The following is a 23,683-nucleotide window of genomic DNA, read 5'->3' on the forward strand; positions in this document are numbered from 1 at the left end:
AACTGCCAAGACTTTCCTAATCGAAGAGTGAGTAACTTTACGGTCAATATATAGTAATAGCGCGTTGGTTCTGCGCGCTGGCTCACGTGCTGATTTAAAAACCAGACGAGATGCTTTCGCTGCCAAGTCCATGGATTGTCTCGGTGCCAGCGCACAGCTATAGCTGCTTGGATGGCTTTCGCTTGGTGTAGGTGGCGCTGATGTGTCGTTTGCGATCCGCTAATGACTCCCGCGAGGAATACCTCCATATCGAATGTCTTGCTCATGCTCGGCCACCGATGTAAGCCGAAACTACGTCGATACGGCCGTGCCCCAGCTCATAGCTGATTTGTACGCGTGCCTCCTGATCTAGGTGTGGGTCGAGCTGGTAGCAAATACCTCCTTTGACTGGCGCAAGTCGGTTTGTGATCTGCTCATACCGTTCGCATGCGTAGGCCGCACGCAATTCGTGGAATCCCTTGAGGTTGTGCGCGTGAAGGATGTCCCTTGCAGGTCGGATGATTCGCTGTTGAAGGTCTAGGTAGCTTTCGTTCGGTGCAAGTAAGTTGCCACTTCCGACGGGAGAGACCTGCTCTGCGTACGTGAGCGCTTCACGAATATGATTATCCACCCAGATCCAACGAGGCGCCGACGCACCCGAGCGGCCACCTTTGGTGCCATCTTGAATGTTGATCTTGCCGTATCGTTCGGCTTCCCTTTGCAGTCGAGGAATATCAGCCAAAATGGCCTCTCGCAAGCGCATGCCGGCTGCTCGCGCCAACTTAGCGATGGCCGCGGCGCGCGGCTGCAGATGTTCGGAGAGGACGTCGGCGATACGTTTTACGTGATCGCGGTCCTGGCCTTGCGGTGACATGGTGCGGACGCTGGTGCGCTGCATCCCAAGCGCCTTGCTCGGACTCGCCACCCTTACATACTGATCACCACGAAGCGCTGCCATGGTTCGGTTGACGCTGGACAATCGGTTTTGCGCAGTCGCGATGGCAAGCTCATCATGTTCAACTTGCTGGCGTAGGTATCCGGCGTAGTCCAGCAAGATCTGGCGATCTATCCGCCGCGCATCGTTAAGCCCTGGCCCTTTCTCCGATCGACGCCAGCGTACAAACGCCTGCCAGCGATCACTGTGCGCCTTGACCGTGCCGTAATGCCCGCCGACAAACATGTCCCGCAACGCCTGGGGCCCGGCATAACTCAATTGCCGGCCATAGCCAAAATTTCGCCCAGCCCGTCTGCCAACCAGTGCCATGATCAAACTCCTCTCGAGCCAACTCTTGAAACCATCCCCACGTCATCCCGCCAAGAATGTTGAGTGTTATCAGGGATCAAGGCCCCTGCGACCTGTGGGGGTTGTCCACTAACGCGGGACTTGCGGCTCCTTACGACCGGGAGCTTGGGCATCTCATGATCTGGCCTCCTGAGCACTTCCGAGGAAGTGGGCGGGTGGAGGCCGCATTGGCTGACGAGTCCAACGCCGCGAGATCCTGAGTTGGGTGAAGGCAGCAATACGATGACCGGGGCATGCCTGACTGTCGGTCAGGTGCAGTCCAATCCGTGGTCTGCGGCACCATCATCTGTATCGCTGTTGCAGGTGACTTCGGTGTTTGTCACGCCGATTGTCATGAGGGGAGTTGCCGCAAAGCCACGTGCGATATGGGCTGCAGCAGCGGTAGGAGCGCCCGTCTCTTTCCGGCAGAAAGAGACGGGCGCAGGTTGGCGCAAGAATTGGCCAAGCAGATAGGTTGCTGCAGGGCAGTGGGGTAGGGGATTGCCGCAATGTGCATATAGTAGAAGAGGCATCCATCACTCTTCGAGTGACCGTGCGAGCCGCCGGATGCTAGTCGCACTTGGGAAGAACCACCACATTCGTGGCGTAGCCTTCAAGGTTCGGGCTACCTGGGTTGCTGTCAACGACAGCGCTTGCACGATCTTTTCTACGCCTGTGGATAGTTTCGGTCAAGGCTCGATTTTATGGGTGTTTTGCGGCTGTGGATGAAATTATCCACCGGTGGAAATCAGTGGTTTTCCACAGACTGAGCGGAGACTTTTAGCTTTGTAAAGTGAGGTCCATCCAAACAGGGCGGCTTTGCAGCCCTGTTTGGATGGACCCGCTTGGACAAGCGGATCGCCGAGATCTGGAGGACGAGCGCTTACTCGGTAGCGCCACGCTTTGCCTTGAGGCGTGTGATGTTCGCACCGGTCTGGTTCGCGAATTCGTGCGGCGTGACATGCTCCTGCTGGTTCGCTTCGAGGTAACGGCTCCACCAGCTCATGATCATCCTTCGTTCTTCAATGAACTCAGCTTTGTGGATATACGCCGCCCGAACGTTGTTTCGTTCCTTGTGGCTCATTTGTCGTTCGATGGCGGTCTCTGACCAAAGCCCAGACTCCACCAAGGCGCTACAGGCCATGGAGCGAAAGCCATGACCGCAGATGTCAGTTTTGGTGTCGTAGCCCATTTTCCGCAGTGCACTGTTTACGGTGTTCTCGGACATCGGCTTCCAGGATTTGGCATCACCTGCGAATACCAGGTCGAATTTTCCTGTGATCGCGTGGATCTGCTCGAGCAGGGCCACCGCTTGGGGCGATAAGGGTACAAGATGGATGTCGCCTGCCATCTTTGTACCCCTTGTGGAAAAGAGTACTCCCTCAAGGGCTGGCCGAGTGTCCGGGATTTCCCATACGCCGCGTTTTAGGTCGAACTCGCTCCAGCGGGCAAAGCGCAGTTCGCTGGAGCGCACAAACACGTGCAACGACAGCATGACCGTCAGGCGAGTGAGCGCGCGGCCCTTGTAGCTATCAATGTGTTCCTGCAATTCAGGCAGGCGCGACAAGGGTAAAGCGGGGCGGTGGGTAACCCGCGGTGCTTTGATCGAGCCTTCTAGGTCGTAGGCAGGATTCACGGTGATTAGCCGAAGCCGTTTTGCCTCGCGCATGATGCTCTGTAGGTAGTTTTGTACCCTTAAGGCGACGTCGATTGTGCCTCGCTTCTTGATCGCCTCCAGCGGCTGCATGAGGTCGTGGGTATCCAGGTCGACGATCGCGCGTGCCCCGATCAACGGGAAGACGTGAGTCTTGAGGCGGCTCATAACAGTCTTGGAGTGGCCTGGTGCCCACTTGGCGGACATTTCCGTATGCCAGTCCACTGCGACGCTTTCAAAGGTGCGACCTTTGATGATGGCTTCGGTCTTGGTTTGGTGCTTGGTCGCAATGGGGTCGATGCCATTCGCGAGCATCTGTTTAATCTCAAGCCGCTTGCGGCGTGCATCAGCAAGACCGACGACGGGGTAATTGCCGAACGCGGTCAGTCCTTCCCGGCCATCAGGCTTCACGTACCTGAGGCGCCAGCCTTTACGGCCATTGGGTTGCACAAGGAGATAGAGGCCGTCGCCGTCGAAAAGCTTGTAGGCGCGGTCTGCGGGCTTTGCCGAGCGGCAAGCAGAGTCGGAGAGAGGGGCGGTTGTACGCGACATAAGGGTACTCCCTTTTATCGAACTGGACGCTACCCCAAACACTACCCTTAAAACGGCTGGCACCTACCGGAATCCGACGGAACGCCAAAACGAAAAAACCCGCCAGAAGGCGGGTTTTTCGGGGGTTCCAGAGATTTTGAAAGCCTTCTATGGAACCTTGTATGGTGCCGGCACCAGGAGTCGAACCCGGGACCTACTGATTACAAGTCAGTTGCTCTACCAACTGAGCTATACCGGCGTGTTAGGGCGACGATTATAGCGATTGCGTTGGTTCTGTAAACCCCTGAATTCAGACTATTTTTACGCGGCCTTCAGGTTAGCCTCGAACCAGGGCTTTCCTGAGTTTCTGAAGGGTGCGCCAACCCCGGCTATTCTGCATGGCGCGCAGCTGGGCTTCGGCGGATTCGGCGCGTTGCAGGGCGGTGGCGAGTTGTTTTTCAACGTCCGGATAGGCGGCGCTGACCGGGTGGGCCAGGGCATGCCCCTGACACAGTTGGAAGTTGTCCAGATTGCACGGCGGAATCTCGAACGCCGGTTTGAGGTCGATGTGTTCGTTGGCCAGGAACCAAGTGTTGATGCCGTCGAACAGGATGGCCTGGTAGCCGGCGTCGGTGACGAGGCGTTCCCAGGTGTGGTCGCGGGCCCATGGGGTTTCGATGAGGATGATCCAGGGGCGCCATTTTGCGAAGTCCATGCCGCGCAGGACGGTTTCTTCGTGGCCTTCGACGTCGATTTTCAGGAAGTGGATCGGGCGATTCTGGGCGTATTGCTCGCAGATGGAGGTGAGGGTGCGGGCTTTGACGGTTTGGCGGTGGATGTCCATGCCAAGGGCGGTGCGTTGCTGGGCGGTGACCGGGTCGACGGTGGAGAGGCCGGTGCCGGGGATGCCGTAGAGGATGAGGTCTTCGGTGCTGTCGCTGGCTACGCATTGAAGGTTGGTGTCGGTGGGGCGTTGTTGGCACAGGGCGTCGTAGTAGTGCTGCATCGGCTCGACGTTGATGCCGGTCCAGCCGCGATCGTGGAAAGCTTTGGTCACGGAGTCGTGGGTGGGGTCGTTGGCGCCTATGTCGATGTAGAAGCCGTTTTCGAACTGTTTGAGGGCGCGCCACAGGCGGATGTCTTCGAAATTCTGGGCATAGGAAATGAAGGTCACTGCGGCTTCCTGTCGGTGGTTCGTGGCCGCGCTTTCGGCGTCCTTGGCGTCTTGTATAACAAGGGCGGATGCCGGGCGCAATTTTCCGCTGGTGAGGTCCGGAATTCGGCGTTTATGTCCTTTCGGTTGAATGCTTATGCACAACGGGACCGCTGATTAGCTCGATCAACAGCGCTTTTGTGGACTCGTTCTCATTTGTTCGCAAATCCCTGTTTTTAGGGTTTTTTATTTATGTGTACGAAAAATGAACAGTTGTGTTTCAGTCGCGAAACAGCGCATTTATTGGATCCACGAGAATTTCATCAACAGAGTTATCCACAGGCTGCGACTGATTAAGGGCGTTCGGCCAGGAGCAGGAAATTGCGCGGTGTGAGGGAGGTTTCGCAGAAGGTGCCGAGGCGAACGGCATAACCCTGAGCGGATAGGAAAAGTGCTCGATCAAGCACCAGCCATAGCTCCAGCGGGCGTCGGAAAAGGCCCCGCAGCAGCTCCAGGTTGCGCACTTCGGCCAATCGCTGCCACCCGGCGGCTTCGAGTGCTGCCCAATCAACAACACCGACTGTGGATAACTCCTTCAACGCGGCCAAATGATGGCAGTAGTCGGCGAAGGATTTATCCAGCCAGGCGCTGGGCAGGGACGGCGTTGGCAGGTATTCGTCGATGCCACGCAGTTGCCGTTGCAGCAGGTCGAAACCCAGGCGCTGGGCCATGGAGGTGTCCCGTTGACGTCGGACCCGTGCACCGGCGGTAACGGTTTCGCTCATTGGTAGTGCGAGGTCTTCGAGGGATAGTTGTAGGTCGGATCGCCTACCCGCTGAGGAAAGCGCCTCATACGTCGAAAGACTGATCCGGTTATAGCAGCACGGTGCAATGGCCAATTGTTTACATCCGGCCGCACTGGCGAGCCGGATCAACCGCACATGCAGATCACCACAAGCGTGCAGCGCTACCGGCGTGTGCTCAGCCTTCAAAAAGGAAGCAGCGCCAACCGCGAGTACATCTTGCTCAATATGCAGCGCATGCAACTGATGACGCTGGCTGAGTGTTTGGCCGCTCAACACCAAAGAAGGATCGTATTCCAGGCAGGTCAGCTGCTGCCCGGTTTGCAACAGGCGTCGCCCCAAGTGCCCCTTGCCCGAACACCAATCCAGCCAATGCCTCGCTGGCGCGGTGAACGATAAGCGACTGGCAAACGCCTCAATCTGCTGCCACTTGCGCCCTGGCACATCGACATTCAACCGATGCCCGGCCGCCTCCAGCGCATGCCCCGGCAATTCACCCACCGAACTCAGCTCAAGGGACGACGCCGCCAATGCAGCAAACGGCTCCGGCGCATCGAGTAAATGAGGTTGGTTATGACTGTTTTCCGCCTCTTCGAGCGACCGGCCGCGTAGCCAGGAAGACAACGAAGGGTAGGACGTTTCCCAAGGCAGTTGCAGATGAGTAAACGGTCGTGGCTTCCACAGCGCCTGATGCTCAATCAGAAAAGCGTCCAGCGCCGTGAAACGGGCGAGTAGGGCCTCGCCCGTCAGCACGCAGGAAGAGTCAACGCCCCTGGCAGGCATCGACGCGCAACCAGCGCTCCAGCAGCTTGAAGCCGCGCACCAGCACGTAAGCCATCACCAGATAGAACATGCCGGCGGCGAAGAAGATCTCCACCGGCAGGTAGGTCCGGGCAATGATGGTGCGGGCCATGCCGGTCAGCTCCAGCAGGGTCACGGTGCTGGCCAGGGCGCTGGCTTTGAGCATCAGGATCACTTCGTTGCTGTAGGCCGGCAGGCCGATGCGCGCGGCACGGGGCAGGATGATGTAGAACAGCGCCTTGGGCTTGGACATGCCCAGCGCCCGCGCTGCTTCGATTTCGCCCGGCGGAATCGCCTGGATCGCGCCGCGCAGGATCTCGGCGATATAGGCCGCCGTGTGCAAGGTCATGGTCGCCGTGGCGCACCAGAACGGATCGCGCAGGTACGGCCACATCGAGCTGTTACGCACCGCATCAAACTGCGCCAGGCCGTAGTAGACGAGGAACAGTTGCACCAGCAACGGCGTGCCACGGAAAAAGAAGATGTACGCGTAGGGCAATGACCGCACGTACCAGCGCCGCGACGAGCGTGCGATGCCCAGCGGGATTGCCAGCAGCAATCCGGCGATCACGGCGATGGCCACCAGTTCCAGGGTCAGCGTCGCGCCTTGGGCCAGTTTCGGCAGCCACTTGATGATGACTTCCCAGTTCATTGGGTGCTCCTCGCGAAGCCGCGAGCGGCGCGTCGTTCCAGGAAGTACATGCCGGTCATGGCCAGAATGGTCAGGCCCAGGTACATAAAGGCAGCGACCATAAAGAAGGTGAACGGCTGCTTGGACACGGTCACGCCGATTTGCGCATGACGCATGATTTCTTCCAGGCCGATCACCGACACCAGCGCAGTGTCTTTCATCAGGATCATGAACAGGTTGCCCAGGCCTGGTAGGGCGATGCGCCACATCTGCGGCATGATCAATCGGGTGAAGATGCGGAATTTCGACATGCCCAAGGCCACGCCGGCTTCACGATGACCCTTTGGGATCGCCAGGATGGCGCCGCGAAACACTTCCGTGGCGTAGGCGCCGAAGCACAGGCCCAGCGCAATTACACCAGCGGCGAAGGCATTGAGGGCGAGGTCGGGATTGCCGAAAAACTCGCCCAAGGCACGCATCAGATTGACGGTGCCGAAGTAGATCAACAGCACCCAGAGCAATTCCGGGATGCCGCGAACCAGCGTCGAATAAGTGCCGCCCAGCCATTGCAGCGGCTTGTGCGGGGATGTCTTGGCCAAGGCGCCGAGCAGACCGAGCACCAGCCCCAGGCACAGCGCCGAGAGTGCCAGTTTCACAGTCATCAGCGCACCAGCGGCGAGCGCCGGGCCGAATCCGTAGAGGTCGATAATCATGGGTTTCTTTTCAATCGCGGCAGGCAATGCCAAGGACTGGCGCCGTCAGCGAACGGCGCCGGCCAGGCAGGTCAGAATCAATAGATGCTGAACGGGAAGTACTTGTCGTTGATCTTCTTGTAGGTGCCGTCTTCGACGATTTCTTTCAAGGCCAGGTTCAGCTTCGCGCGCAGGGTGTCGCCTTTACGTACAGCGATACCGATCTTGTCGCTTTCTTCCACCGGGTCGCCCTTGAATTCATAAGAACGACCGGCTTCGCTTTTCAGCCACTCGTAGTTGACGTACTTGTCCGCCAGGATGCCGTCCAGACGACCGGAAGTCAGGTCGAGGTAGGCGTTTTCCTGGGTGTCGTAGAGTTTGACGTCAACGCCTGGCATGTTGTCTTCCATCCAGGTGCCGGCGAGGGTCGCACGTTGCGCGCCGATCACTTTGCCTTGCAGGGAAGCCTTGTCGGTTTTGAAATCGACGTCTTTCTTGGCGATGAATTGCAGCTTGTTGGAGTAGTACGGGTCGGTGAAGTCCACCGCTTGCTTGCGCTCGTCGGTGATCGACATCGAGGAGATCAGGAAGTCGAACTTCTTGGCGTTCAGGGCCGGGATGATGCCGTCCCAGTCGGACGTGACGACGGTGCAGTCGACTTTCATCTTGGCGCACAGGGCGTCGCCGATTTCTTTGTCGAAGCCGACGACATTGCCGCTGGCATCTTTATTGTTGAACGGCGGGTAGGCCGCTTCGATGCCCATCTTCAAGGTCTCGGCCATGGCACCGGCGCTGAAGGCCAGGGTGACGGCGGCTGCCAGGAAGATCTTTTTGAAGTTCTGCATGCGGGTAGCTCCGTTAGCGGTTGCTGGACATGAATTGTTTGCAGCGTGCCGAAAGCGGGTTGTCGAACACCTGCTGTGGCGATCCTTGTTCTTCTACCAGGCCCTGGTGGAGGAACACCACTTCGCTGGAGACCTGACGGGCAAAGCCCATTTCGTGGGTCACGAGCAACATAGTGCGGCCTTCTTCGGCCAGGGCGCGGATGACATTAAGTACTTCCTGGACCATTTCCGGGTCAAGGGCTGAGGTCGGCTCGTCGAACAGGATCACCTTGGGCTGCATCGCCAGCGTGCGGGCAATCGCCGCCCGTTGCTGCTGGCCACCGGACAATTGCGCCGGGTAGGCGTGGCGCTTGTCGGCGATGCCGACCTTGGCCAGCAAGGCTTCCGCGACTTCGATGGCTTCGGCTTTACTCTGGCCGAGCACCCGGCGCGGGGCTTCGATGATGTTGTCGAGCACGCTCATGTGCGGCCACAGATTAAAGTTTTGAAACACAAAACCGATCTCGCTGCGCAGGCGATTGATCTGTTTGCCATCGGCGGCAACCAGTTCGCCGTTTTTCGCGGCCTTGAGCTTGAGTTCTTCGCCGGCCACCAGGATCTGGCCCTGGTGCGGGTTTTCCAGCAGGTTGATGCAACGCAGGAACGTGGACTTGCCGGAACCGGAGGAACCCAGGATCGAGATCACATCGCCGTCGCGGGCGGTCAGCGAGATGCCTTTGAGCACCTCAAGCTTTCCGTAGCGTTTGTGCAAGTTGCGGATTTCAAGCGCGGGCGTGGCCTCAGCCATGTGCGTTCCTCATAGTGTTTCGCTCCTGCTGTTGGCGGCCTTCCTGGCGAGGCGGCCAAGCTAGCATAGCGTTCGAATGGCAGCCAACAGCGCTGCGGGCGGTAAACGGATGGTGTGTGGCAGGTTGTCGCATCGGTACAGCCGTGTGTCGCGCTGCTATCAACCGAACAGCCGTTTGAACCAGTCGGCCCGCGGGTGTTGCGTAAAAAAGGGCGCGATGTTGCCAGCTTTGACGGGGTGTTGGAAGCGCTAACCGGCCAAACGTTCCTGATCTGCACTTTTATTGTGCGTCCCACATTTTTTCAGTGTGTTTCTGGTGCGCTGATTCGTTCCTAATGTGGGTCGCTGGGTAACGCTCTGGCGAATTGCCATTAATCTCAATGACTTGCGATGACTGACCGGTCAAGCGGAGAGCCGCGGTTCTGGGGAGTCTGTAACATTTTGGCGCAATTATTGCGTGCAGAATAAGGAACGCCCCGTTGGATTCTTTTTACGAGAAAGAAATGCCAGACGCGGTGGACTGAATCGCTTTCCTTGCAAAGGTAGTTTCAATGAGCAGCACCCAAAGCTCCAATGGCCTCGAACAGGGGCTCAAACCGCGTCATGTGACCATGTTGTCGATCGCCGGGGTTATCGGCGCCGGCCTGTTTGTTGGCTCGGGCCACGCTATCGCAGCGGCCGGCCCGGCCGTGCTGTTGGCTTACGCTGCCGCTGGTGCGCTGGTGGTCCTGGTCATGCGCATGCTCGGCGAAATGGCCGTGGCCTCGCCGGACACCGGCTCCTTCTCGACATACGCCGATCGCGCGATCGGTCACTGGGCCGGTTTCACCATCGGCTGGCTGTACTGGTGGTTCTGGGTGTTGGTGATTCCGCTGGAGGCCAACGCCGCCGCGACCATCCTGCATGCCTGGTTCCCGAACGTGGCGATCTGGGCCTTCACCCTCGTGATCACGTTATTGCTGACGGTCACCAACCTGTTCAGCGTGAAGAACTACGGTGAGTTCGAATTCTGGTTCGCCCTGGTCAAAGTCATCGCGATCATCGGCTTCATCGGCCTCGGCATTCTGGCGATCTTCGGCTTCCTGCCGAACAGCCAGGTCAGCGGCGTTTCGCACCTGTTCGACACCCAAGGCTTCCTGCCAAACGGCATGGGCGCTGTACTGGGCGCGATCCTGACCACCATGTTCTCCTTCATGGGCACCGAGATCGTCACCATCGCCGCCGCCGAATCGAAGAACCCGGGCCAGCAAATTTCCAAGGCCACCAACTCGGTGATCTGGCGGATCGGCTTGTTCTACCTCGTTTCGATCTTCATCGTTGTGGCCCTGGTGCCGTGGAACGATCCAGTACTGGCCGCCGTCGGTTCCTACCAGACCGTGCTTGAACGCATGGGCATCCCGAACGCCAAGCTGATCGTCGACATCGTCGTATTGGTTGCCGTGACCAGCTGCCTGAACTCGGCGCTGTACACCGCCTCGCGCATGATGTTCTCCCTGGGCAAACGCGGTGATGCACCGGCCGTTTCCCAACGCACCAACAAAAGCGGCACGCCCTACTGGGCCGTGATTCTGTCCACCGGTGCTGCGTTCGTTGCGGTATTCGCCAACTACGTGGCCCCGGCCGCTGTGTTCGAATTCCTGTTGGCCACTTCCGGTGCCATCGCGCTGCTGGTGTACCTGGTGATCGCCATTTCGCAATTGCGTATGCGCAAACAGCGCATGGCTCGCGGCGAAAAAATCGCCTTCAGCATGTGGCTGTTCCCGGGCCTGACCTACGCGGTGATCGTCTTCATCGTCGCGGCCCTGACCATCATGCTGTTCCAGGAAGCCCACCGCGTGGAAATCCTCGCGACCGGGTTCCTGAGTTTGATGGTGGTCGCGGTCGGGTTGTTTGTGGCTCACCGTCGTCGCAATGAAAAGCTGATCGCAGCAGTCGCGCGCTGAGTGTTCTGACTCAAGCCAAGCGCTGTTGAAATACGGAAACGACCGCCATCAGACATGATCGCGGTCGTTTTTGTTTTCATTCAGGCGCTTGATTGGGTGGCGATCTGATGGACACAGTGGTGGCGAGATAGTAGCCTTCGCACCGAATGTGTATCTCGCTATTGCGAGATGCAATGGAGATTCAGGACACGGATTGTTCGACGCCCCTAGCCTTCCTGGCTAAAGCCCCCGACCCTTTCATGCCTGCTCCCTCATCTGACGCGCGTCACAGATGCATTTGCGTGTGCCTGCCGATTAACACGGCAGATCAGAATCAGAGCTGCATGGAGCTAGCCCCGCCATTCAGCCAATCATCGGGGCATCAAGGAGATAGGCATGGCGTTTACATCGGTTGTGTTCAAAAACCCTCAAACCGGTGCCATGAAAGAAGCGCCAATCGGCTTTTCGTGGACCGTGTTTTTCTTTGGCTTTTTTCCGGCATTGTTCCGTGGCGACATCAAGTGGGCCGCGATCATGTTCGTAGTGGCCTGCTTTACCTTCAGCCTGAGCAATCTGGTGTTCATGTTCATCTACAACAAGCTGTACGTGCAGGACCTGATCGGTGCCGGCTTCAAAGCCCAATCCATCGCCAAAGGTGACCTGAGCTACGCCAGCTCCAAGATCGGCATTGAAATCCCGCGTCTGGAAGGTGTCGCTGCCTAAGATTTGATCTTCGGCGGGCAAAAAAAACGGGCGCAATCAGCGATGATTGCGCCCGTTTTGTTTGTCCGTAGTTCAGTTGATCAGACGGACTCGTCCTTGGCCTCGGCGTCGTCCAGCGTCTGGCGATAGCTGTCCAGTGCCTTGCCGAAATCAGTGATGAACTGCGGATCGGTCAGCCAGGCCTGGGCGGTGTCGCGGTCCATGCCGTCGGCCCACATGCGGTAATCGATCAGCATGTCGGCAGCCAGGTGAGTGGCGGCCATGGCTTCGTTGTCGGCGTTTTCCATGTCCAGCAGTTCTGGATGGTCGCTGATGATCCCGGCGAGGTCCGACAGCAGGGCCAGCAGCATGTCGTTGCGGCCGATGGCTTCGGCGTCGCGCATTTTGCTGAACATTGCCAGGGTGTATTCCGGAATCGGCTCGCCGATTTCGCCCAGGTCATCATCCAGATCTTCGTCCAGCGCGGCGGGTTTACGGCCGTGGATGTTGATTTGCTTGGCTTTGATCTTGGCGCGTTTGGCGCGTTTCTGTTGCTTGTTCAGGGATGCCATTTATTTCAGTTCGCTTTCGGTTGTGTTTGGGCCGCGATGGCGTCGGACGCCGCCACGTAGTCAGCCTGGAAGGCTGGGGATTCGATCCACGCCAGGGCGGCGGCTTCGTCCACTTCGGCGGACCACTGGCGATACTCGATCAGTGCCGCGAGGATGAAGTCTGTCGCTGTTTCTTCGCCTTCCTGCTCCAGCACCAGTGCGAGCAGCGGGTGTTCAAGAAACGCCGCGCACATCGCTTGTTGGCTGATCTTTTGCGCGTCGATCATTTCTTTGAACAGTTCGGTCAGGTCCACCGATTCGAAGTCGATGCGATCATCGTTCGGGTCCAGCTCGACGGGGGCGGCGGCCCGTTGGGTGCGGTTCTGCTTGGCCTTGGCTTTGGCACGGGTGGCGCGTTTTTGCTGCTTGTCGGCGGAGGCCATGGGCGTCGTTCCGTATTTCGTTGAGAGGGCAGGTCACTCAGCCGCGTGGCACTCGCCGCCCGGGGGTATCGGGGGCCAGTTCGCCGTTTTGCAGCCAGGACAATGCAATGGGCCATAGTGTGGCTTGGTATGGGCTACGAAAAAAGGCGAAATGTCCGACTTCTTCTTCGCCGATGTCTTTCGGCTCGATTCGCAGATGGGTGGTCGTGCCGTCGGTGAGGTAGTCGAGCAGGCGCTCGATCGCCGGGACGGTGCCGTAAGGATCGTCGCTGATGCTGATCGCCAGGGTTTTCGCCGTGACATTGGCGAACGGTAACCGTCCGTGCTTTGCGTGGATCACACGGCCGCTGGGGCGCGTCTCGTAGCGCGAGGTGGGCGTGCTCCAGTCGCGCACGACGCCGGCGGGCGTGTCTTCCAGCCAGCCGAGGCGTTTGCCGGGGAAGTAGCCGCAGATCATCGTCACCAACGGCATCACCAAGTGCCACTTGCCGAACATCCGCCAACGATGAGCGGGCGCATAGTCACGCCAGTAGGCGAACTGCGCGCCGACGGTCACCAGATGCCGGATCAAGTGCCCGGAAGCCCCAAGGCCCGCCGCACAGCCGCCGAAACTGTGGCCAACCACGTCGATGGGTTGCCCGGGGAATTCACGCTGAGCACGCTTGAGCATCGCTTCAAAATCCAGCGCGCCCCAGTCGGACCACGTGGCGTCGAGGCCTTTCAACGATGCCGGCCGTGATTCACCGATGCCGCGGTAATCGTAGGTGATGACGTCGAAGCCATTGGCAAACAGGTAATCGGCGAAACGCGAGTAATGGCGGCAACGGACGGAGGTGGCGGCGTTGATGATCACGACCGGGCGCGTGCTGTCTGCATGGGCGTGGCGCCAGGTGAAGCCGCCGAGGAGGAAGCCGTCGGGGGCGGGTTCCTTGATGGGGGCACCGGGAGCAGATGGCGCCAACTCTGTTGGTGCCAGTGAGGACATGTCCTGCAAATTCATCGACTTCGAACCTTTGCGGGTAGCTGCCAACGATAGTCTTCACGCAGCCTGTGAACAATCCGTCAGCTAACATGTTTGCTGGTTGAGCAACCGCTCCTCAAGCGCCGCTCGTTCCCGATCCAACTCCGCTCGCAGTTCATCCTCGCTCGGCAGCACCAGTTTGTACTTACTGGCAAACAGTTGTTCGTTGCCCTGCAACACCGAGTAGCGCACCACCGACTCGTTTTTTTGCGCGCACAGAATGATGCCGACGGTCGGTCCGTCTTCAGCGTTGCGCTTGAGGTCGTCGTACATGCGCACATACATGTCCATTTGCCCGACGTCCTGATGGGTCAGTTCACCGCGCTTGAGATCGAAGATGACAAAGCATTTGAGCAGGTAGTTGTAGAACACCAGATCGATGTAGAAGTCTCGGCCTTCGGTGCTGATGCGTTGCTGGCGGGCGACAAAGGCGAAACCATTGCCCAGTTCCAGCAGGAAGCCCTGGAGTTGCTCGATGAGGGCTTGTTCGAGTTCGGTTTCCTGGACGAGCCCTGCATTGGGCAGGCCAAGAAACTCCAGCATCACGGGATCCCGGATGAATTCCCGGGGGCTCTCGGCCATCGCATGGATGTTGGTCGCGGCTTCCGTCATGACGGGCGCCTTGTCCCGACTCATCAACAGGCGCTCGTAGTACAAGGTATTGATCTGCCGTTCCAGGGCGCGACTTGACCAGTTCTGGTTGGCGGCTTCGTCCATGTACCACGTGCGTGCCTTGTCATTGTCGACGCGCAGCAGTCGGCGGTAATGGGTCCAGCTCAATTCGAGCCGCAGTGCGTCTCGAATTGGAAACGCCTGATAAAACAGTCGCATTTTTCGCAAATTGGTCTCGTCAAACCCCTTGCCGAACTCCGCTGTCAAACTCTGCGCAAGCGTCAAAAGCAACTGCTTGCCATATTCCGCCCGCCGGGCCCCCTGCTGCTCGAACTCAACAATATGTCGCCCAATCTGCCAGCAGGTTTGCACCTGAGCGGTATCGACCGCTCTCAACACTTTCTGGCGTGCCTGCCGGATCAGCTCCCCAAGGTCGCCAAGCAGTGAGGCGAGTTGTGGTTCTTGAGTGTTGTCGGGTTTGAGGTTGCTCATGAAGTTTTCCGCCGCTGGATGAACAGGCGGAAAAGGATGCCAATGACGGACGGGTCAGCGATGCCGGGCGTTGCCGATAGATCGGAAGGAAATGCCGGATTCGTTTTGCAGGATCATGCCGACGACACCCAGGAATTCGGAATACACCCTGTAGTCCCATTCGCAGTGATTCCAAGTGCCAATCAATCTAAAACTCGAGCATCCCGCCAGAAATCTAAAAGAGGTAACGATTGGGTTCCGTGGAACCCGGGAGTCGCCATCATGAAATACGTTCATTCCCTCGTAGTGCTACTCGCCGCTCTAGGCGTGTTGATGTTCCCAACCCTGTCCTATGCCGCCAGCCTCGACCCGGTCGACAGTTCGGGCGTGCAAGTCCAGCCGCAATTGCAAAACGGGATCAGCTACCTGTCCGGTGGTATTGGCGAGGATGAGGCAAAGGCCATCCAGCAGGCCAAGGGTTACAACCTGCACATGACGTTTTCCGTGGGGTCGCTGAATGAATACATCCCCGACGTGGATGTGGTCATTCAAAAAGCCCAGGGGCAAACCGTGCTGACGCTTAATCAGGCTGGCCCTCTGGTTTATGTCCAGTTGCCCGCCGGCAAGTACACCGTGGTTGCGACACGCAATGGCGAGGTGCGGCGTGACGTGACGGATGTCGGGGACGGCACGGCGCGCAATCTGGTTTTCCACTGGAATGGTGACAGCTAGAGGTGCATTTTCTGCCGCACCGGCGAGTTGCCCGCCGCCAGGTGCGCGCATTCGGCAATGACGCTCAAGCTCTGCATGACTGGCGGCGACAGCGTTGTCCCCAGGCATATTCTGAGTCCGGTGGTGGGATGCCCGTCGGCGAAAAAGATCCCGCTGCCGGCCACATGGCAACCTCGTTCGCTCGCCAGACGTTCCAGCGCCGACATGTCCGTGTGCTCCGGCAGTTCGATCCAGTGGATGAAACCGCCTTGTGGAGGAACGTAGAGCGTACCCACGGGAAAATCCGACCGAACCCGTGCTTCAAAAAAACGGGAGAGCGAGGACAGTTGCGCCCTGAGCCTGGCGCAGTGCTCTTCCATGTACCCACGGCCGATGAACTCACTGAGTACATGTTGCGCAAGGCTTGAGACAGCCAGGTTGCGGGAAAACATGTGCGCAAGAATCGCATCGCGGTACTTGCCGGCGACACACCAGCCCACGCGATAACCCGGGGCAACCGTCTTGGAGAATGAAGAGCAGTAAATCGTCTGGCCGCTGGTGTCGTAGCTCTTGATGGCGCGTGTGCGCTCACCTTCAGGCACCAGATCGAAAAAAATATCGTCTTCGATAATCGGCACATCCGCCGCGCGTGCCACCCGTGAAAGTCGTGCGCGGGTTTCATCGGGCATGATGAAGCCGCGTGGGTTTTGCAGGGTTGGATTGAGAAAGATCACCGCAACCTTTTTCTGTTTCAAGGCTTCTTCGAGATGATCGACATCGATGCCCAGTTTGCCGTGCGTCCGAATAGGCAGGGCGCGCATGCCCAGGCGTTCAATGGTCTGGAGTATTCCGTAGTAAGTGGGGGTTTCGATGGCGACGGTCGAGCCCCTGGGCGCGATGGCTTCGAGGGCCAGTTCCAAGGCGATCGTATCGCCTGACGTCACGAGGATATCGTCCGGTCCGCAGACGACACCGCGTGCCAGCATGAGTCCGGCAATTCGCCGTCTCAGCGCCGGCAGGCCGGGAGGGGCCACCAGCCCGGTCAACGCGTTGTCGGCTTTGGTCGCCACGGCGCCCAGGCACTTGTTCAACAGCACGTGAGGGGTGAGATCGCTGTGCAAGACGGCGGAACTCAACGATGCCGTGGCGCGCGAGGCTGCCTGGGAGAGCATTGTGACGACGGCATGATTGACGTTGACCGTGACACTGGAGAAATCAAAACCGCTCGCAGGTTTCGCCTGCGCTGATGCCGAGACGAAATAACCGACACGCGGAACGGTAAAGACATAGGCATTGGCTTGCAGATCAGACAGCGCGCGCTGAACGGTGGTGATGCTGGTTTCAAACAGCCGGGCCAGGGTCCGGATCGAGGGCAGTTTTGATTCCGCCGCCCATTCACCACTTTCGATCTGGCGAATCACCCAGTCATTGACTATCCGCCAGTGTTTGTCGGCTCGATCAAACCTATCCATAAGTTCTCGTGGGCGAATTCGGGAATGACGTCAAAGAAAATAAAGTAAAACGACCCCGGCCGCAGCAACGATGGCGATATTGAGGCAAACAAGGCCAAAGGCGAATCGGATCAGCGTGTGCTCCTCCTGCCGATTGGCGCCTGCCAGCCCGGTGATCAGAGAAAGAATGGACAACGATCCCAGCGCGCCATGCCCGGCCGCACTGTTGACCATCGCGGCAAGCCAGGGCCCGTGCCCCGTTGCCAGGGCGGCGATAGACGGCATGACGAGGGTGTTGCCGCCCACGTTGGATCCCGTGACATAGCCGGCAATACCCGCCAGCACCGCGATGGTCGGAGCCAGTGAGACACCGGACAGCGATTGCAGTGTGTGTTGCGCCTCCAGCAGAAACCCGGCGTTGACCATGACCTGGGACAACAGCAGAAACAGGAAAATCGTGCTGACCGGGAACCTGGCTCGGTTGAACAGGGGGCGCCAGGGGAAGCCCGTCGCCGCGCCGTCCTTTATCGACATCAGCAGGGTGACGATCAGCAGCGCCAGCCCGGGGGATGCCAGCGGTTTCCACGACACATGCTCGCCTTTGACGATCCAGAGTGCGTCCCAACCGGTGAGCACAAATAACCCGCGCGACGCGACGATGACGCCCAGCAACGCCAGGTAAGGCCATGCCGCGCTCGGCCAGCGCACCCGCTTTTTACGCTGAAAGAACGAAATCCCCAGGCCCACGCCCGCAACGGCAAGGCCCGCCAGCACGCCTGACACTTCCGGGCCTATCCACCGATTGACGCCATAGAGCACCGCCACGAACAGCGCCGTCACCATCATGAGCCCAAGCCACGGCGCGACGGTGCGTACTCCCGCTTGCCACAAGGCGATGGCGGCGAGGCAGAGGAAGACGGGCGCGCTGATCAGTGCCGAGTGACTACCGAGTGTTTCAGGCGGTAAATCAGCCAGCAACGCGCCAATCACGGTGGCAAGCCCCAAGGTCCCCCACGGCATGATGACCATGCCGGCGAGGGCGATTTTCATACCCGACTGGCGCGTGAACAGGCCCATCAACAGCGGCACGGTGGCGATCAGGGACACGCCGAAGCCTGTCATCGATTCGAGCAGCGGGGCCAGGCCCAGCACAATGAAGAGGACTTGCGCGGGGGGTGTCCAGCCGAGCTCCTTGACCCAGTCGCCAATGGCCTGTGGCGCGCCACCGCGCTCGACGAATATGACAAAGGCCAGGCCCGGCACAATCACGCAGGCGGTACTCAGTAACAGTATCGCAGTGTCCTGAAAGATGGCCGTCGTGATCGCCACCGAAAGAGGGCCCGCAGCCCCCGAGACCCACAACACAAACACCAGCGCGACACCCGCCAGCGCGGCTTGTACCGGAGGCCTGCGCATGATGAGGATCAGGGCGATTACCAGGCCGATGGGCGACATTTGCAGCAAGAGTGGAGCCATACGCTGTTTTCCTTAACCGTGAGTCTGTCCGCAGTGGGGCGCTTGCATTGATGGGGGCAATCAGTGACTCGCCGAGGCTTGGAGAGGTTGGCGATTTTTCCGGCGAGGGGAGAGACACAGGTTTTGTGTTTTTTTCAGTACAGCTGAAATCCCGCGCTGTTCGCGCAGGTATGATCACGTCCTTTAGCGATTGATCAGGGACGACAATGATAAAGCGGCACTCATGGATGGGACCGGCGGTGGCGGCGCTATTGAGCGCAACCGGACAAGCGTGGGCGAGCGAGCCGTCCTCGGTGTACCTGCGTTGCACCATGGCCCCGGCGCAGTACGCCAAGGCAATGGCGGCGGCCCCGGGTTCGGCGCACGCGTACAGCGACTGGCAACAGTGGTTCGACGGGGTGGACATGTCCGGCTCGGGCAAGGTCGATGCCGAATCGCTGCGTGATTCTGGGGCGCAGAGCCTGGAGGAGCTGCTGCAAGCCTGGGGCGGGCTGTCTCGGTATGACCCGGCCACAGGGAGTTGGCAGTATGCCTTGCCGCAATTCAGCGAGAACTACGGCGAGATGATCCAGTTGCTGGCGCCGCTGCGCAGTGTTGCCCCTTACTGCGAAGCCAATTCCGACAGTTTCCTGTTGGTCTATTCGTACATCTGGGGCAATGGTGACAACGCCTACCTGACCCTCGACAAACAGCGCAGCCAGTTCGCAGCCGCGCCAACGCCCGCCCAGCGTAAAGAGGCCGACGCGGCGCTCGAGTCGCTGATGGATTCAGATGCGGACTAAGGCGGCCTCGAGTGCTGGTTGGATTGTCGCGACGCCATATGATTTAAAAAAGGATGCTGGATTTGAAACGGATTTTACGCGTGGGTTCTGTGGTGAGCCTTGCTCTGGTGCTCGCCGGTTGTGGAACGCTGATGGGCCGACTGAATGGCGCATCGGAAGAAAATTACTACAAAGGCGTTGATGGCGATCTCCACCTGCTGGGCGCCAGGGGCGGCGGTAGCAGCGGTATGCCGGAGGCGGTCATTTGCTACTTCATGATTGTGTGTCCGCTCATCACGGTGGTGTCCCTGCCGGTGGATGCCGCGCTGGACACCGTGTTGCTGCCAGTGGATTACGTCAACACGTTATGACGCAACCTTAATCTGACGCGTCCTGTGGCGCGTCAGGAGGCTGGCCGGGCTAATCGACGAGGCTGTTTGCGTTTGGCTCGTCCGACGGCGCCATCACGATTCTGCGCAGCCAGAACGCTGCTGTTCCCGTGGCAAGCAAACCAAGGGCGCTGATGCTGTGCCTGGCAATCAGCAACCAGCACGTCCGTTCGAACGCAGAAACCGCACCGGATCAAATCGCAGGCATAAAAAAACCCTGAATCTTGCGATTCAGGGTTTTCGGTATTTGGTGCCCAGAGACGGAATCGAACCGCCGACACGGGGATTTTCAATCCCCTGCTCTACCGACTGAGCTATCTGGGCAACGGGGCGCATTAAACTGGTTTTTCAGGGGGTCGTCAAGAAAGTTTTCAAAAAAATTTTAATTATTACCGTCGCTTACGTTCCGACCCCCGAAAAATCGGGATTATTCAGCCGGCGGAACGTAGCCTTCGGCCTGGGCGTATTCCTCGCCGGAAAAGAACTTGTCCATCTCGCCCTGCAGATATTTGCGATCTTCGGCGTTCATCATGTTCAGGCGTTTTTCGTTGATCAGCAGGGTCTGGTGTTTCTGCCAGTCGGCCCAGGCCTTGGCGGAAACGTGGTCAAGAATGTCCTGACCTTTTACGCCCGGGAACGGCGCGTGCGCCAGGGCGGGCAATTCTTCTTTGTACTTGCGGCACATGATGGTGCGGGTCATGACGACTCTCCTGCGTTCAATACGGCGGCCGCGCGTTCGAGCAAGGTTTTGACCGGGGCGGCAAGGCCCAGGCGCGGCGGGGTGGCGAGGTTATACCAGAGCCAGTCGGCCTCGGCCACGTGATGGCCTGCCTCCTGGACCTGGACAAGCCAGGGTTCGATGGACAATTGAAAGTGGCTGAAGGTGTGCACCAGGCTCGGCAACGCCTGTTGGCTGCCCAGTTCCAGCGAGTGCTGGGTGGCCAGGTGTTGCAGGTCGTCGAGGTCGTCGAGCTCCGGCAAACTCCACAAACCACCCCACAAGCCCGTGGAAGGGCGACGGTAAAGCAGAATCGCGCCTTCGCCGTTGGCGAGCATCGGCATCAGCGTGCGCTTCTGCGGTACGGCTTTGCGTGGCTTGGGGATCGGGTAGCGGGTTTCCAGGCCGAGCATGTGCGCTTCGCAGCCCTTTTCCAGCGGGCAGAGCAGGCAACTCGGTTTGCTGCGGGTGCAGAGCGTGGCGCCCAGGTCCATCATCGCCTGGGTGTAGGCGTTGACCCGATCATGGGGCGTAAAGCGCTCAGCGTTCGCCCAGAGCTGTTTGGCGACCTTCGGCTCACCCGGATAACCCTCTTGCGCGGTAAAGCGCGCCAGCACGCGTTTAACGTTGCCATCGAGGATCGGTGCCCGCAGGCCCATGCTCAGGCTGGCGATGGCGCCGGCCGTGGACAACCCGATGCCCGGCAACTCGACCAGTTTTTCCACATCCCGGGGAAACTCACCGCCATGTTCGGCAACGACGATCTTCGCGGTCTTCTGCAGATTGCGCGCACGGGTGTAGTAACCCAGGCCCGTCCACAGGTGCAGCACTTCGTCTTCCGGCGCGGCGGCCAGGGCCTCGACCGTCGGCAGCGAAGCCATGAACCGGTCGAAGTAATTCAGCACGGTGCTGACCTGGGTCTGTTGCAGCATGATTTCCGAGACCCACACCCGATACGGGGTGATGCCCTGTTGCCAGGGCAAATCGTGGCGGCCGTGGCGGTCGTACCAATCCAGCACCGCCGATGAAAACTGCTCGGCTCTCATCGCTTGAACAGCCCCTTCAACGCGTTTTTCAGTTCAGGGCTGACTTTGTCCCCGAGCTTCTCGTCGATCTTGTCGCTGAGTTTCTCGCCCGCCAGTTTGGCGGCGACCTGGCCCATGCGTTCGTTATCCACGCGGCAAGCCTTGGCCCCGAGTTCAAGTGGACCACGGCAGCGCAGCGGCCATTCGATGCCGACAAACTTCTCGCCGACCTGACAGGCCGGATCAGGCATGGCGCTGGTGTCGCCTTCGACGAGGATGCCGACGCGATAGTCCATGCCCAGCACCCGCAGATCGACGTCGCCGTCACCATTGACGGTCATGCCGGGAATGCGCACTTTCATGTCCGGATTGCTCGCCACGCCGTTGCGGAAGGTCAGGTTGCCCTTGAGTTCCTGGAATGGCGTGTCCTTGCCCCGGGGTTCGCCGCTGAGGGTTTTGCGATTCAGGGTGGCGATGCCTTTGCACAGCTGTTGTTCAAGATTGGCGTTGAGCAGCACGCCATTGTTGATGACGAAACTGGCGTTGCCGTTGAGCGTTTCGATCAGCGCGCTCTGGCTATTGCCGCTACCGGTCAGCGCACTGTTGAGCGTCACCAGGCCTTTGACCGGCGGGTTTTTGCCCTGGCTTTCAAGGATTTTTTCCACCGGCACCTTGGTGATGCGGGTTTGCATGCTCAGTGCGGGCACGGGCTGGCGCACGTCGAGGGTGCCCTTGGCTTCGAAGTTGCCGTTGTACAAGTCACCCCGCAGGTTCTCCAGGGTCAGCAGGCCGCCCTGGCCGGTGGCCTTGAGCGCAGCGTTCTGGATCGGCAGTTTGTCGAGGGTCAGTTGGCCGAACGTCAGGTCGGCATCCACATCGAGTTTGGCCAGGCGCTCCACCGGCAACAGGCGCTCGGTGCTCCACGCGCCTTTGGTCGGTGAGGGCGGCAGCGGCGTGCTGCCCGCGCCCGCCATGGCATCGGCCTCGGTGCTGGCCACTTCAGCCTGGCGCACTTGCGTCGCGCTGTTGGCTGCGGCGGATTTCGGCGGCAGATAGCGATCGACGTTGAACGTGTCAGCCTTGAGGATCGCGCGCAGCGATTGCTTGGCGAAATCCTCGATGGCGATACGGCCGCTGAAGCTGCTGTCGTCGACTTTCAGGTTGATGTTGTCGAACGCCAGGCTGGTAGGCGTCCCGGAGAGACGGCTGACCAGCTCGACTTTACTCAGGCTGCCCTCGGCCATGGCCGGGAGTTTCTGGCCGATGCTGTCGACGAATTTGGCCAGGTCAAACTGGGCAATCGACAGGCCGCCGTTGACTTGCGGGGTCTTGTCGAGGTCGTTGACCTTCAGCTCGCCCAGCGCGCGCAACTGGTTGGCGGAGATCTTGATCCCGGTCCATTCGGCGACGTTGGCTGCTTTATCCAGCAACAACTGGCCTTGGGCGGCGAAGGTCATGGTCTTGCCTTGCAGCGGATCGCCAGTGACTTCGCCCGACAGTTTCATGTCTTCGAACTGGTAACGCTGGAGGGCGCGGGCGATGCGCAACTCGCCGTTCAACTCGGTACGCACGCGCAGCGCCGGCTGGTTGGAAGACAGGAATGCGGTGAGTTTGAGCGGAATATTGGTCGAGTCGTGGACCGCGCCGGTGCTCATCTGAATGCTTTCGGCGCTGTAGATCTTGCCGGTTTTTTCATCGTTGTATTCAACCCGCGCGTTGTTCACGGTCAGGCTGTCGATGTCCAGGCGGATCGGCTGCGGCGGTTTTTCCGCGACGACGGGCGCTTCCGGGGCCGGTTCGCCAGCGGCAACGGCAGGCGGGGTCGCGCCAGTAGTGGCCGGGGCCGGGACTTTGCCGATGTCTTCCCAGTTGCCGTGGCCATCCTTGTCACGGTTCAGGCGCAGGTTCAGGCCTTCGACGCGTACGTCGCTCATCTGCACTTCACGGCGCAGCAGTGGCAGCACGCGCACGGACAGGCCGAGCATCTGCAAGTCTGCAAACGGTTCGGTGGGTTTGACCAGGGTCGCGACACTGGCTTCGTGCAATTCCAGGCCCAGCCACGGGAACAGGCTCCAACCGATGTCGCCATTGAGCGTCAGCTCGATGTGGGCCTTGTCGCGGGCAATCTGGCGAATCTCGTCTTTATAGTCGTTGGGATCGAAGAGGTGGGTCAGGGCAAAGCCCAGCGCCACAATGATCAGCAACAGCCCGAGAAGTACCAGACCCAGGATTTTGCCGAACGCTTTCATGGGCGAGTCCTTGTAGTTAGTCG

At 59.4% G+C, this 23,683-nt stretch carries 22 protein-coding genes and 2 tRNA genes; 5 read left to right on the forward strand and 19 right to left on the reverse strand.

Annotation, left to right across the window (positions count from 1 at the left end; genetic code table 11):
• Positions 1–262 precede the first annotated feature (262 nt).
• The 9 genes from FQ192_RS13675 to FQ192_RS13720 all read right to left on the reverse strand — a co-directional run bounded on the left by FQ192_RS13675 (position 263) and on the right by FQ192_RS13720 (position 9,158).
• Complete coding sequence (locus FQ192_RS13675; protein WP_149659081.1) at positions 263–1,243, reverse strand: integrase domain-containing protein; 981 nt, start codon at positions 1,241–1,243, stop codon at positions 263–265.
• Positions 1,244–2,144: 901 nt separating this feature from the next.
• Entirely contained in the window at positions 2,145–3,467 is a 1,323-nt protein-coding gene (locus tag FQ192_RS13685) for an integrase arm-type DNA-binding domain-containing protein (RefSeq protein WP_149659082.1), read from the reverse strand.
• A gap of 162 nt (positions 3,468–3,629) precedes the next feature.
• Positions 3,630–3,705, reverse strand: a tRNA-Thr gene (locus FQ192_RS13690).
• 78 nt (positions 3,706–3,783) lie between these two features.
• Positions 3,784–4,620, reverse strand: a complete 837-nt coding sequence (locus tag FQ192_RS13695; protein WP_149659083.1) for an FkbM family methyltransferase — start codon at positions 4,618–4,620, stop codon at positions 3,784–3,786.
• 332 nt (positions 4,621–4,952) lie between these two features.
• A complete protein-coding gene (locus tag FQ192_RS13700) occupies positions 4,953–6,185 on the reverse strand; it encodes a methyltransferase (protein WP_149659084.1) in 1,233 nt (410 codons plus the stop codon).
• Positions 6,166–6,855 carry an ABC transporter permease gene (locus FQ192_RS13705; RefSeq protein WP_149659085.1) on the reverse strand — a complete coding sequence of 230 codons (690 nt, stop codon included), beginning with the start codon at positions 6,853–6,855 and terminating at the stop codon, positions 6,166–6,168. The genes FQ192_RS13700 and FQ192_RS13705 overlap by 20 nt, the downstream gene beginning before the upstream one ends.
• On the reverse strand, positions 6,852–7,547 hold the full coding sequence (locus tag FQ192_RS13710) for an ABC transporter permease (RefSeq protein ID WP_149659086.1): 696 nt from the start codon (positions 7,545–7,547) through the stop codon (positions 6,852–6,854). The genes FQ192_RS13705 and FQ192_RS13710 overlap by 4 nt, the downstream gene beginning before the upstream one ends.
• 77 nt (positions 7,548–7,624) lie before the next feature.
• Complete coding sequence (locus FQ192_RS13715) at positions 7,625–8,371, reverse strand: ABC transporter substrate-binding protein (RefSeq protein ID WP_149659087.1); 747 nt, start codon at positions 8,369–8,371, stop codon at positions 7,625–7,627.
• Positions 8,372–8,384: 13 nt separating this feature from the next.
• Complete coding sequence (locus FQ192_RS13720) at positions 8,385–9,158, reverse strand: ABC transporter ATP-binding protein (RefSeq protein WP_133837806.1); 774 nt, start codon at positions 9,156–9,158, stop codon at positions 8,385–8,387.
• A 551-nt stretch (positions 9,159–9,709) separates the two neighbouring features.
• On the opposite strand from FQ192_RS13720, the gene gabP reads away from it, so the two are divergent.
• Positions 9,710–11,101 carry a GABA permease gene (gene gabP, locus FQ192_RS13725; protein WP_149659088.1) on the forward strand — a complete coding sequence of 464 codons (1,392 nt, stop codon included), beginning with the start codon at positions 9,710–9,712 and terminating at the stop codon, positions 11,099–11,101.
• Positions 11,102–11,476: 375 nt separating this feature from the next.
• Positions 11,477–11,803 (forward strand): hypothetical protein, encoded by a 327-nt coding sequence (locus tag FQ192_RS13730; RefSeq protein ID WP_149659089.1) that lies wholly within the window; start codon positions 11,477–11,479, stop codon positions 11,801–11,803.
• An 80-nt stretch (positions 11,804–11,883) separates the two neighbouring features.
• Here the strand turns inward: FQ192_RS13730 and FQ192_RS13735 are convergent, their stop codons facing one another.
• The 4 genes from FQ192_RS13735 to FQ192_RS13750 form a co-directional block, all read right to left on the reverse strand.
• The gene (locus tag FQ192_RS13735; protein ID WP_149659090.1) at positions 11,884–12,354 is read right to left on the reverse strand and encodes a hypothetical protein; all 471 of its coding nucleotides are present in this window, start codon (positions 12,352–12,354) and stop codon (positions 11,884–11,886) included.
• 5 nt (positions 12,355–12,359) lie between these two features.
• Positions 12,360–12,776: a hypothetical protein gene (locus FQ192_RS13740; protein ID WP_133837810.1), complete on the reverse strand. Its 417-nt coding sequence runs from the start codon at positions 12,774–12,776 to the stop codon at positions 12,360–12,362.
• A gap of 37 nt (positions 12,777–12,813) precedes the next feature.
• Positions 12,814–13,776: an alpha/beta fold hydrolase gene (locus FQ192_RS13745; RefSeq protein ID WP_149659091.1), complete on the reverse strand. Its 963-nt coding sequence runs from the start codon at positions 13,774–13,776 to the stop codon at positions 12,814–12,816.
• Positions 13,777–13,842: 66 nt separating this feature from the next.
• Positions 13,843–14,901, reverse strand: a complete 1,059-nt coding sequence (locus FQ192_RS13750; RefSeq protein WP_149659092.1) for a YhcG family protein — start codon at positions 14,899–14,901, stop codon at positions 13,843–13,845.
• 261 nt (positions 14,902–15,162) lie between these two features.
• Between FQ192_RS13750 and FQ192_RS13755 the strand changes: the two genes are divergently transcribed.
• Complete coding sequence (locus tag FQ192_RS13755) at positions 15,163–15,612, forward strand: carboxypeptidase regulatory-like domain-containing protein (protein ID WP_149659093.1); 450 nt, start codon at positions 15,163–15,165, stop codon at positions 15,610–15,612.
• On the opposite strand, the gene FQ192_RS13760 is transcribed toward FQ192_RS13755, so the two are convergent.
• Positions 15,609–17,063: a PLP-dependent aminotransferase family protein gene (locus FQ192_RS13760; RefSeq protein WP_149659094.1), complete on the reverse strand. Its 1,455-nt coding sequence runs from the start codon at positions 17,061–17,063 to the stop codon at positions 15,609–15,611. The two genes, FQ192_RS13755 and FQ192_RS13760, sit on opposite strands and share 4 nt — an antisense overlap.
• A gap of 30 nt (positions 17,064–17,093) precedes the next feature.
• Complete coding sequence (locus FQ192_RS13765) at positions 17,094–18,518, reverse strand: L-lactate permease (RefSeq protein WP_149659095.1); 1,425 nt, start codon at positions 18,516–18,518, stop codon at positions 17,094–17,096.
• Positions 18,519–18,769: 251 nt separating this feature from the next.
• On the opposite strand from FQ192_RS13765, the gene FQ192_RS13770 reads away from it, so the two are divergent.
• Complete coding sequence (locus FQ192_RS13770) at positions 18,770–19,300, forward strand: hypothetical protein (protein WP_256672282.1); 531 nt, start codon at positions 18,770–18,772, stop codon at positions 19,298–19,300.
• Positions 19,301–19,362: 62 nt separating this feature from the next.
• Positions 19,363–19,650, forward strand: coding sequence for a YceK/YidQ family lipoprotein (locus tag FQ192_RS13775; RefSeq protein WP_149659096.1), 288 nt, complete (start codon positions 19,363–19,365; stop codon positions 19,648–19,650).
• Between the two features lie 266 nt (positions 19,651–19,916).
• On the opposite strand, the gene FQ192_RS13780 is transcribed toward FQ192_RS13775, so the two are convergent.
• The 4 genes from FQ192_RS13780 to FQ192_RS13795 all read right to left on the reverse strand — a co-directional run bounded on the left by FQ192_RS13780 (position 19,917) and on the right by FQ192_RS13795 (position 23,660).
• Positions 19,917–19,992, reverse strand: a tRNA-Phe gene (locus FQ192_RS13780).
• Between the two features lie 103 nt (positions 19,993–20,095).
• On the reverse strand, positions 20,096–20,368 hold the full coding sequence (locus tag FQ192_RS13785; RefSeq protein ID WP_149659097.1) for an oxidative damage protection protein: 273 nt from the start codon (positions 20,366–20,368) through the stop codon (positions 20,096–20,098).
• Positions 20,365–21,432, reverse strand: coding sequence for an A/G-specific adenine glycosylase (gene mutY / locus FQ192_RS13790; protein ID WP_123511222.1), 1,068 nt, complete (start codon positions 21,430–21,432; stop codon positions 20,365–20,367). Before mutY ends, FQ192_RS13785 begins: the two co-directional genes overlap by 4 nt.
• On the reverse strand, positions 21,429–23,660 hold the full coding sequence (locus FQ192_RS13795; RefSeq protein WP_149659098.1) for an AsmA family protein: 2,232 nt from the start codon (positions 23,658–23,660) through the stop codon (positions 21,429–21,431). Before FQ192_RS13795 ends, mutY begins: the two co-directional genes overlap by 4 nt.
• Positions 23,661–23,683 lie beyond the last annotated feature (23 nt).

Origin of the sequence: Pseudomonas sp. ANT_J12 (genome assembly GCF_008370045.1) — a bacterium.
GTDB lineage: Bacteria > Pseudomonadota > Gammaproteobacteria > Pseudomonadales > Pseudomonadaceae > Aquipseudomonas.